Source organism: Microcoleus sp. B4-C2 (genome assembly GCF_036705265.1).
GTDB lineage: Bacteria > Cyanobacteriota > Cyanobacteriia > Cyanobacteriales > Microcoleaceae > Microcoleus.
The window spans coordinates 1-3,495 of the sequence record NZ_JAUBUB010000187.1 but is presented as its reverse complement, the minus strand read 5'-3'; the positions used below and the strand labels follow the sequence as shown (position 1 = coordinate 3,495).

1 protein-coding gene is annotated in these 3,495 nt (G+C 41.4%); it reads right to left on the bottom strand.

Annotated elements, in window-relative coordinates:
* Window positions 1-3,495 (bottom strand): AAA family ATPase (locus QUB20_RS28205; RefSeq protein WP_333291828.1); only part of this gene is annotated, 3,495 nt, incomplete at both ends.

Below are 3,495 nucleotides of genomic sequence, written 5' to 3'. Positions count from 1 at the left end.
GTAAAGCTGAGCATTTTCAATGGAAATAGCAATTTGGGCAGATAAAAGTTTTAACAATTCTAGGCGATCCGTAGTAAAAGCCCCTTCAGTCAGGTTATTTTCCAAATAAAGAAGGCCAGTCAACTTACCTTGGTGCAGCAGAGGAGTGCAAAGAATAGACTTCGGTTGAGTAGCTGCAATATAAGGATCGCGGGTAAATTGTCCCTCTTGAGCCGCATTATTTAACACCACATTTTCCTGAGTACGAATCACATAATTGGCGATCGCACAAGCAAGCAAAGGAGAACCCCCAGAAGCTGCTATCGGATTGAGAGGAAGCGATTGCAACACACTAACTTCATCCTCCTGCACCGAACCTTCCGCCTCAAGGGTCCAGTTTCCCGCTTTTTCTAAAATCAAAAAACCTTTTTGCGCCCCCGCATTCTCGATCGCAATTTTCATCAATCTTTCCAGCAACCTACTCAAAACAATTTCACCCGAAATCGCGAAAGAAGCTTTCATCACCGTAGTTAAATCTAGCGTCTCACCCAAATTGCTGCTAGTAGTCGCCGTCGTTGTTCGGTTTTTTGTTTGAGTAGTTGTCTTCCCTGAAGTTCTCACTATTAATTGGGGATATTTTTCCTCCAAACTCTCAACTTTACGTTTAGCCCCCCAGTATTGATAGCCATAGTGGGCTTTAGTCAGGTAGATGTGGGCAAATTCTTCTTTCTCCTTCCCCAACCAGAACTTAGCAGCCAATTCCGCCGCCAGCGCTTCATTCTGAATAAAATCATGCTCTCTAGCCTCAGCAATCGCGCGATCGTACAAATCCATCGCCGACAAATCAAAACCTGAAATCCTCGCCATTTCTGCCGCCACCAGCCAGAACTTATGTGCAAAACTTTCCGAGCAATTATCCGCCCAAACTTTGATTTGTTTCTGATTAGCTTCTAATTGCAGCCAGTAATCTTGTCGCTCCAATTCAGAAACCTCTGAATACAGAGCCGTTAAAATCAGACAACGGTAAAAATAATGGTGAGCACTAGAAATATGACCCATCAAATAATCAATCAGCTCTGCCGCGCGATCCGATGCTTCTAGCGCCTCACTATACTGTTCGTAAAGATAGAAAGTCTGCGCCTTTAAAACATAAAACTCACACAGCGCTGCCATGCTTTTACGGCTATGAAAATTTTCTAAATGCTGTTCTTCGCTAACTTCATCCTCTTCTCCCATCAAATTTAAAATTGCTATTTTATTAGCAATAATAATATCAATCGCCCAAAAATTTTTAGTATGATTGCAGAAATGGAGCGACTTGTCAATATCTTCCAAGAGGTTATTCAAATTCATACCCTGGAAGAAATAGGTAATAGTTTGAAACATCCGGTTATAACCCGTCCATTGCAAATTGCCCGATTGCAAGCCTCTTTTATAACCTTCGTTATTAATTTCCGCCGTAGTTTTGAGCGGTCTCACCCAGCAGTTTAAGTAATTGGCAAAAATCACACTATCTTGGCAATTTTGAGACAAGTTATTGGAATTTTCGCTCAGAGCCAGAGCGAGTCTGCCAAACTCATAAGCAGATTGGTAATCCCCTAAAATTGAATTCAGAATAATTCCATAACACGAATAGCAGTAAGACCCTTCCGCTACAAAACCGTACTTGAGAGAAAGGTTAATCGCTTTAATCACAGTCAACTTCCACAGTTCTTGAGATGAAAAGAACGTTAGTGGGCCCATATTGCCCAATAATTTCATAGCCATTTGTTGAGCCGGGTCTTTCATCTTTTCGGCATGAATTAATGAAGCAATTTCTTGGTTTGCCAAGTTGGCTGTAGCTGTCGCCATTTCCGCATTAATCGCCTCACTTAAATTATCTTCAGCCAAGTCTATGCCCAGCAAGTGAAGCGCTTTTAATCCCGATTGAACTGCTGCTTCATATTTACTCAGCAGAGTGTACTGCACGATCAAAATGTTGTAAATTTCGGCTTGTTCTAGCTCAGATTTGGCCTGGGCAAATGCCACTTCTATTAAAGCTTCTGATTCTTCAAAATTGCCGTTTAAATATTCGGCTTCTGCCAGCTCCTTATGAAAGGTAAAAGCTAGTTCGTAGGAGTCTTGCCAAATATCGCCCGGTAAAATTTCTCGACCGAACTTTAAGTAATCTCTGGCAGCAGCATAAGCCGTGGCATCTTTGGCTTTGCGAGCGGCGGTTAAATTTAAAATAGCCAGTTCAGTTTTCTCGGTATCATCAATGATTAAATTCCGACCCGAATTCAAATGGTCGGCAATTTCAAAAATTCTTTCGGCGCGTCGCTCGCCAGAGATATTTGCTAGTAATAGGCGACCAATTTGTAGGTGAATTGCTGTTTGCAGTTTTGAGTCAATCAATGCGTAACCTGACTGCTGTACGCGGTCGTGCAAAAATTTATAAGTAGTAATTACCAAGTCTGAGTTAATTATTTCTGATTCGGTAGCACCTAACTCAGAAGTAGTTAAGATTAATCCTTCTTGAATGGCTGGCAATAGTTCTTGAAAGGTGGCTACCCAGGATTTCTCATTAATAATTGCCAGAGTGTTTAAGTCAAAACTATTGCCCACGCAGGCAGCTAAACGCAAAACTTGCTGAGTTGATGGGGGCAGTCTTTTCAATTTGCCCAGCATCAATTCAATGACGTTATCAGTAATACCTACTGATTCAATTTCGGAAATATTCCAATCCCAGTTTCTTTCGTGAAAGTTGAATTTAAGTAGGTTTTCTTGATAGAGTGTTTTGAGAAACTGATTGACAAAAAAAGGATTGCCTTGAGTTTTACTGATTACTAACTCGGCGAGGGGGAGCGCTGATTTTTGGTCTTGACGCACGGTATCAGTAATTAAGTTAACTATCTGGTGAAGCTGTAAGGGAGCTAAGGTAATTCGCTCGATTCTTGCACCTTGATTTTGCAGCTCGTCCAAAGTCATCATTAAAGGATGAGATGGGTTGACTTCGTTGTCTCGATAAGCACCAATTAGAAATAGATAGTTGGTTTGCTCATCTGCTATCATTACTTGTAGCAGTTTCAATGTGGCGGCATCAGCCCATTGTAAGTCGTCGAGAAAGATGACTAAGGGATAGTCAACTGAACAAAAGACGCGGATGAATTTTTGAAATACTAAATTAAAGCGGTTTTGTGCTTCGGTGGCGCTTAATTCTTGTACGGCGGGCTGTGGGCCAATGATTAGTTCTACTTCGGGAATGACATCGACAATGATTTGACTATTAGCGCCAAGGGCAGCTAATATTTTTTGTTTCCAGGTATTGAGTTGATTTTCGTTTTCTGTTAAGAGTTGCTTGACTAATGATTGAAAGGCTTTGACAACGGCGGCGTAAGGGATATTTCGTTGAAATTGGTCGAATTTTCCGGCAATAAAATAACCTCTGGCTTTAGTAATTGGTTTATAAACTTCTTGTACTAAGGCGGATTTACCTATGCCAGAGTAACCGGATACTAGCATCATTTCGGTGCTGCC